This window comes from Bradyrhizobium zhengyangense, assembly GCF_022012555.1.
GTDB classification, from domain to species: domain Bacteria; phylum Pseudomonadota; class Alphaproteobacteria; order Rhizobiales; family Xanthobacteraceae; genus Bradyrhizobium; species Bradyrhizobium zhengyangense.
The window spans coordinates 85,693-93,066 of sequence record NZ_JAKLTZ010000021.1 but is presented as its reverse complement, the minus strand read 5'-3'; the positions used below and the strand labels follow the sequence as shown (position 1 = coordinate 93,066).

The window sequence follows — 7,374 nt, the reverse complement described above, 5'->3', positions numbered from 1 at the left end:
TTTTGCACCTGCGCCTGGAACGCCGATGCAGGAGGGCCGTCCTCCATCTCTCATAAAGCTGTACGCATCAAATTCGGTTATTCACCTCCTTCATGCTCTGCAGCACACCGTGCCAGATCACCTTCACAAGATCGCTGCGGCGACCGCGGAAGACGAACAAATGACCGCTGAGCGGTTCTTTGCGCAGCACCTCCTGAACTTGGAGGGCCAGCGACAGGAAGCCTCTGCGCATATCCGTGTAGCCTGTCGCCAGCCACACTCGCACATTCCCTGGTACAGCAATCATCGGCGTCCAAGCACATCGAGGACCCGCGCCAGCGCCTCCGGATCGACGTGCGCATCCACCCGGATGCACCGTCGGTTGCCGAGATCGATCTCTATCAATCCAGTACGTGCGGCTGCCGCCGAGCGAACTCGGCCATCAACCGTAGGCAAAAGCTTCGCAGTTTCTTCAGCCGAGGCCGCTACGGCGGCGATCTGCACCGGCGTAAAAGATGGTGCAACTTGTTCCGATGTCCGTGCTTGTCGACGCCAGGTAAACACCAGGCTGGCCGCTACTCCGTTGCGCCGCGCGACTTCAGTTACCTTCGCGCCCGGTACTAGCGTCTCCTCGACAATCCGTGCCTTGTCGTCCTGCGACCAACGCCGCCGCCGCTCAAGCCCGCCCAAAACTTCGACCCGCATCGCCTGATGACCTTAAAGCTAGACTTAAGGTCACACGCTTCGCGAATTACCACCCGTCACGCAAGACGGTCCTCGTCGGAGGCGTACTTTCAAGTGGACGAGAATGTCGGCTCGCTTCGAACGCAGAATGGGGCCCAGCGCGCCTGTGAGCCCGTAGCGGGCGCGTCAAGTTGCTGAGGTCAAGTCAGCAAACTCCGCTGCTGGAGTTTTCCAAACAGCCGCTCAAATCTAGGGAGAAGTCAGCCGAACCGGTCTACGATTAGCGTCGGCCGTCAAAGCAATCTGGAACGCGCCACTTAAGGCGCGAGGTAGCGCAGAAGTTCCGGATTCGTGCGGATATCGGCTGCAGCGCCTTGTAGTGCGATACGGCCGCGATCAAGGACATAGGCCTTGCTCGCCACGCGCAACGCGAGATCGAGGTGCTGTTCGACGATGATGACCGCGATTTCCTTGGCGAGTTCAATGAGACGTTCGGTAATCTCTTCGATGACGCCGATCCAGACGCCCTCGGTCGGCTCATCCAGCAGCAGCAGCTTTGGGTTCCCCAGGAGGGCGCGCCCGATCGCTAACATCTTACGCTCGCCACCAGAAAGCGTACCAGCCGCCTGGTCCAGGCGGTGGCCGAGCTTGGGAAAGATCGCCAGGACCCGATCGATCGCCGAAGCGTCGGTGTTGAAGAGGGAGCCCATTGCAAGATTATCCCGCACTGAAAGGCGTGAGAACACTGAGTGCTCTTGCGGCACATAGCCGATGCCGGCGCGCACGCGTTGCTCGGTCTGGAGCCGATTGAAATCGTGGCCATCGAAGACTACCTCGCCTCTCCAGCTTGGTAGCTCGCCAACGATAGCTTTCATAAGCGTGGTCTTGCCTGCACCGTTGCGCCCAAGCACGGCGGTACCACCACGCCACGGAATGTCGAGGCTCAGGTCAAACAGCACCTGGCTGCGACCATAACCGGCGTCGAGATGTCTTATGTCGAGAAAGCGTTGTTCAAGCACGGCGCAAATAGATCTCCTGGACACTTTTGTCAGCCTGGATCTCAGCGACGCTTCCTGTCGCCAGCACACGGCCCTGGTCGAGGACGGTGAGGCGGTCGCAAATGTCGCGGATGAAATCGAGATCGTGCTCGACGATAACGAGGGAGCAGTGCTCCTTTATTGGTCGCAACAGTTCGCCAGTGACGCGACGCTCCTCCAGGCTCATGCCTCCGGTAGGCTCGTCCAGCAGCAGGAGCCGGGGTTTTCCCGCGAGCGCCATCGCAATCTCCAGCCATTGCTGCTGGCCATGGGATAGCGCTGCTGCTGCATCGAACGCACGATCGGCAAGACGAAACTGGGTGAGCATCATCATGACCTGGTCGTGCAGCTGTCTGCGGCTGCGCGAGAACACAAGATCAAAAAGAGAGCAGTGCCCCTGCAGGGCAAGGAGGATGTTGTCGTAGAGGGTGAGGGATGGCAGAACCGATGTGATTTGGAACTTCAGGCTCATGCCAGCGCGCGCGCGCTCGGTGGGGGTGAATGTGGTAATATCAGTGTTGATGAATCGGACTTTGCCTTGCGTCGGTACCTCCGCCCCCGCGATGCACTTCATCAGCGTGCTTTTCCCCGAGCCGTTCGGCCCGATCAACCCGTGGAACTCGTTCTCGCGGACGGTGAGCGCCGCACCGTCGACTGCCGTGAGCTTGCCGAAGATCTTTCGAATGCCTGCAGCTTCAAGAAGCGGCATGATGCTGCGCCCTCTTCTTGTCTTGCGCTTTGGCGGCGAAACTGCCTACCCGCTCGCGCTCCGTCAACACCAGGCTGATAAGCCCAAGCGGCCGAAAAAGGATTACCAGGAGCAGGAGCACGCCCAGGATGATCGGCCAGATATCGCGGTAATTGTCCGACAGCCAGAAGGAGAGACCTTCGACAATCGCCGTACCGATCACCGCACCGATCAGCGTGCCGGAACCGCCGAACAGAACGTAGAGCACGACTTGCGTGGAGACGACAACGCCAATCATATTGGGCCACACAAAACCCTCGTGGAAGGCATAGAGGCTGCCGCTCAGGCCTGCGATGGCGCCACCGATCGCGAACACTATGGCTTTTAGATGCTGTGTCCGGTAGCCGAAAAAGGCAATGCGTTGCTCGTTCTCGCGGAGGCCTGCGAGTGCAAGACCGAACTGCGAGCGCACCAGGAAACGGCATGCAACGTAGACGATGACAAGAAGCCCTAGTGCCAGATAGTAAAAGTTCGACCCTTCCGATAATTCGTAGGAGCCGAGCGTCATCGGCGGAATCGAGGGAATGCCGTTCTGGCCGCCGAGATAGTACCAGCCACGCGCGAGGCGATCCGCCGCATAGGCACCGGTGAGCGTACCGAGCGAAACGAAGATCATGCTGGCCGGATGCCGTCCGAGTAGGAGGAACCCACCAAGTAGCAGCGCGAATACGAGGCCAATCAGCGTGCCCGCCGGCAGTACCAAAAGGATTGAGGTGATATCGAGGTCGCGCGCAAGCAGCGCAACGCCGTAGCCTGCGGAGCCGAAGAAGAGGGCCTGCCCAAAGCTCATGATTCCGGCATAGCCCCAGACCAGATCGAACGAGAGAGCGAAGAGCGCCAGGATCACAACGCGAGTGGCAAACACCGTAAGATAGTCGTGAAGCATCACCGGAAGGACTAGTGCTCCAATCAGCACTAGTCCTTCGATGATGAGCAGGACACGTCGTGCACGACTGACCTGTCCTGCAAAGGCGATTTCAGCCATGTCAGCCGTCGCACAATTCACTTCTAGCGTGGGCACCGATGGCCTCTCTACCGCGCTTGTCGCTTTCACAGTGATTCGTCAACATTGCCCGGGATCGACAAGCCCATTGCTGCGTTGCACGACTTGAAAAACCCCGCTCTTGCACACGGCCGTGTACATGTTCATCTTACAGTGCCGCTTGCCCGGCACCATCTCGGCGGGGCCGCCCGGACCCTCCGCGATCTTTGCGTGATCGAGCGTCGCAGCAACCGACTCGCGATCGACCTTTCCGGCCTCTTTGACGGCAGCTTCCCAAAGTTTCAGCCCGCGATATGTACTGGGAGCGGCACTGCTCGCGGCAAATAGAGAATCGCCTGGATAGTCCTTATCATAGGCAGCCTGAATTCTGGCGGAGACCGGGTCATCTTTGGCGACGGCTTTGTAATAATCGAGACAACTCGCAAGCCCTTCCATCTCATTGACCGGATGGAGGCTGAGATAATTCTCGTCCTCGTTGACGGCAGCAAGCCGTCCGCCGTTCTTCAGATAGCCCGCTTCATAGAGCTGTTTGAACAAAGGACCGACGCCGGGTGGAATAACGGTGTTAAAGACGGTGTCGGCCTTGTTGGACATGATCGCGTGGACAGTGGCGGAGAAATCCACTTGGTCTAAAGGATAATACTCCTCGAACACGACCTCGCCGCCATTGGCTTCGATTAACTTGCGAGCATATGCATTCAGGTTACGCGGCCAAATGTAGTTGGAACCTGGAAGGGCAAATCTCTTGCCGCCGTTCTTGATCAGCCACGGGATAAATGTGTCGCATTGCTGCGCCGGTGTGGCGCCGCTGCAGAACAGGTATGGCGTGCATTCCCCCCCTTCATAAAATTGCGGATAGATATAGAGCGTCTTGCCCCGAGAAACGATCACATCCTTGATCGCATTGCGCATTGAGCTCGCGAGGCCGCCTAGGACCATGTCCACCTTGTCCCGCTGGATCAGCTTGCGCACGTTGCCTACAGCGACCGATTCATTGGAGGCGGTGTCTTCGATGTACAGCTCGATCGGCCGGCCCAAAAGACCACCTGAATTGTTGATCTCCTTGATGACCATTTTGGCGACGTTGGCATCCGCCTTTCCGGCAAAGCCGATCGGGCCGGTCAGATCGATCGCGATGCCGACCTTGATGGGACCTTCGGCCGCATTGGCCCAGTCGGGACGGATCACCCAGCTACTCGCTCCTGTGGCGATTGCACCGGCCGTGAAGGCAAAGTTCGAAAGGAAACGACGGCGTGTGAAATTGAGTCGATCAACAGCCATATGACTACACTCCCCCTTGCGCGATGAGGCCTTGCGGCCGACACTTGATGAAAACAATGGCAAGCAAGAAGACGAGCACATCGGCGAGGACCGGAGGGATAACCCAGGGCAGCGCCGCGCTGAGAGCGCCGATGATACCGGCTCCTGCCACTGGGCCCATAAAGGAGCCGACACCGCCAAGCATGACGGCGACAAATCCCTGGATCAGAAAGCGAATTCCGAGATCTGCAAACAGATCGAACACCGGCACGATAAGCGCCCCGGCGAGCCCGGCCAAAGCTGCGCCGAAGGCAAAGGTGGTGCCATAGATGAAATTCGTCGAAACCCCGGAGGCGCGCGCTAGCGCCGGATTTTCCAGGGTCGCCCGAACGCGCAAGCCGAAGCTTGTGCGGGACAGGAGCAGAAAGCAGCCCCCCATCACCAAAGCCGTGATCACGAGAATCGTAAAGCGCCAAGCTGAGATGTGTATCGTGGCGATATCTATGGATCCACCGATAGGCTCCGGAACCGTCAGATAAAACCCGCCAATTAGGCCCCGCACAGACTCCCGGATGATAAGACCGAGCGCATAGGTGCCGAGCATTGCAACGATCGGTGCGGCATAGAAGCGGCGGATGATGAGCGCTTCGAGTACGAAACCCAGCAATCCGACTAAGATCGGTGCCGCCGCCATACCGAGCCAAACCGGGAGACCATGACTATAGGCGAGATAAGTAATATAAGCGCCGAGCAGGACGAACTCACCCTGGGCAAAGTTGAAGATGCCCATCATGCTCGCGATGATTCCTAGCCCAAGCACGATCAACACGATAATCGCACCGAAGCTCAGGATCTCGAATGCCGCCATGAATGCACTAGTCATATGCCGCGATCCAGTCGCACTATCGTCTCGGCCTCACATCTTCTTCCAGTCGCCTATCTGTTCGAAGGCATGGGCGGCGCGGTAGATGGTGGATTCCTCGAAGTGGCGACCGACCAGCATTAGGCCCACTGGCAGGCCGTCGACCATTCCGCAGGGCAGCGACATAGCTGGATGATGCGTAATGTCGAATGGCGCGGTGTTGGTGAACATCTCAATCGCGCGCGTGAAGTAGTCCTCGCGACTGGCATTGGATGGCGGCAGCGGGGTTGCCTTCATCGGCGTCGTCGGCATGAGGAGGAGATCATAGCTCTCGAGAGCTTTGTCATATGCCGTAGCGAGGCGGCGGGAGATGTTGAGCGCCTTGCCGTAAAACCTGGACCCGAAGGTGTTGTTGATATAGGTCCCCCACAACATAAACAGCTTGTTAGTCTCGGACAATGAGTCCGCCTTCTGCCGCCACCCGCGATGGAAATCCATCAGGGAGGTTGGATAAAGATCGCCTCGGCTGAGACCATAGCCGTCACCGAACATCATGGTCTGGACAGCCCCCTCAGTTCCGATGGGGGTCCAGATCGCCGCGCCTAGAAGGTGCATCGGAATCGAGACGATCTCTACGGTCGCGCCGAGATCTTTGAAGCGCTTTGCGGCCTCACGCACGCTTTCGTTCACGGCAGCTTCTGCGGACGGCTGCTCGAAGCCCTCCTTGAGGATACCAATCTTCATCCCTTTGATGCCCGCACCCAAGGCCTTGGTGTATTCATCCACCTTCGGAGCCTTGATGCGCGAATCGTAGCCGTCGTCGCCGGCGATCACCTCGAGTAGCAGGGCGTTGTCGGCCACCGTTGCCGTAATCGGCCCGGTGTGGTCGATAAAGATCTCAATCGGCATTATTCCTGTATAGGGAACGAGACCCCAAGTCGGCTTCATACCGTACGTGCCGCAGAATGAGGATGGCATTCGGATCGAACCGCCCTGATCGCCGCCGATCGCAATGTCGACCTCGCGTAGTGCGACCACAACCCCGCTTCCGGAGGAAGAACCGCCGGCCGAATAGCCCATCTTGTGTGGATTGTGGACCGGGCCAGTCGCGTTGGTGTGGCTGCCGCCAGAGAGACAGAAGGCTTCGCAGTGAACCTTGCCCACAATTTCGGCGCCAGCATCAAGCATGCGTGTAACGATGGTGGCGTCAAAATCGGGTACGTAGCCTTCGAGGGTGGCCGAGCCATTCATCATAGGCACTCCGGCCAACATAATGTTGTCCTTCAAGGCAACGGTCTTGCCTTTCAGTTTTCCGCTGCCGGCGCCTTTGATGTTGGTTTTGCGGTACCAAGCATTGCGAGTGTTTTCGTCTGGCGATGGCCGATAGCCGGGCGTCCGCGGATATTTGACCACGGGCAACTCGTCGGGCATCGCGGCAACGAGATTGTATGCGTCCAGCGAGCCCCGCATCAAACCGCGGAACGAGGCGACATCTTCGTCGGTCAACGAAAGACCACACTGCTTGGCAACTTCGAGAAGCTGGGTGGGAGTCGGAAGGGAAACTGACACGCGGCTCTCCTGAAAGGTTGATCCCGTCATTGGGACACGCGGCGTTCTTCTGTCGTGGCCGCTTATCAGATTAGCCGTAGGTAAAGCGCAGCAGGGCGCTCGGCCCCAGAAGGTGCGCAACGCAAGTTGGGTAATATTGGGTAAAACGACGCTGAATGCGTCTGCCAGTGCAGGCGTTTCGCCGATCTGTCCTGCCTCGCCGGCTTGTCTTTGAGCCCTTAGGTCTTTTTGA

8 protein-coding genes are annotated in these 7,374 nt (G+C 58.4%); all 8 read right to left on the bottom strand.

The features are described 5' to 3' along the window. Window positions 1-67: 67 nt before the first annotated feature. The 8 genes from tnpB to L6639_RS38350 all read right to left on the bottom strand — a co-directional run bounded on the left by tnpB (window position 68) and on the right by L6639_RS38350 (window position 7,142). A complete protein-coding gene (gene tnpB / locus L6639_RS38385; protein ID WP_206733208.1) occupies window positions 68-259 on the bottom strand; it encodes an IS66 family insertion sequence element accessory protein TnpB in 192 nt (63 codons plus the stop codon). 23 nt (window positions 260-282) lie between these two features. Further along, on the bottom strand, window positions 283-684 hold the full coding sequence (gene tnpA, locus L6639_RS38380) for an IS66-like element accessory protein TnpA (RefSeq protein ID WP_128929741.1): 402 nt from the start codon (window positions 682-684) through the stop codon (window positions 283-285). Window positions 685-980: 296 nt separating this feature from the next. Further along, on the bottom strand, window positions 981-1,682 hold the full coding sequence (locus tag L6639_RS38375) for a branched-chain amino acid ABC transporter ATP-binding protein (protein ID WP_128929742.1): 702 nt from the start codon (window positions 1,680-1,682) through the stop codon (window positions 981-983). Further along, a complete protein-coding gene (locus tag L6639_RS38370; RefSeq protein WP_128929743.1) occupies window positions 1,675-2,409 on the bottom strand; it encodes an ABC transporter ATP-binding protein in 735 nt (244 codons plus the stop codon). Before L6639_RS38370 ends, L6639_RS38375 begins: the two co-directional genes overlap by 8 nt. Continuing rightward, entirely contained in the window at window positions 2,396-3,433 is a 1,038-nt protein-coding gene (locus tag L6639_RS38365) for a branched-chain amino acid ABC transporter permease (protein WP_128929744.1), read from the bottom strand. Before L6639_RS38365 ends, L6639_RS38370 begins: the two co-directional genes overlap by 14 nt. Before the next feature lie 78 nt (window positions 3,434-3,511). Next, complete coding sequence (locus L6639_RS38360; protein ID WP_128929745.1) at window positions 3,512-4,732, bottom strand: substrate-binding protein; 1,221 nt, start codon at window positions 4,730-4,732, stop codon at window positions 3,512-3,514. A gap of 4 nt (window positions 4,733-4,736) precedes the next feature. Next, entirely contained in the window at window positions 4,737-5,594 is an 858-nt protein-coding gene (locus tag L6639_RS38355) for a branched-chain amino acid ABC transporter permease (protein ID WP_128929746.1), read from the bottom strand. Between the two features lie 33 nt (window positions 5,595-5,627). Further along, complete coding sequence (locus L6639_RS38350; protein WP_128929747.1) at window positions 5,628-7,142, bottom strand: amidase; 1,515 nt, start codon at window positions 7,140-7,142, stop codon at window positions 5,628-5,630. Window positions 7,143-7,374 lie beyond the last annotated feature (232 nt).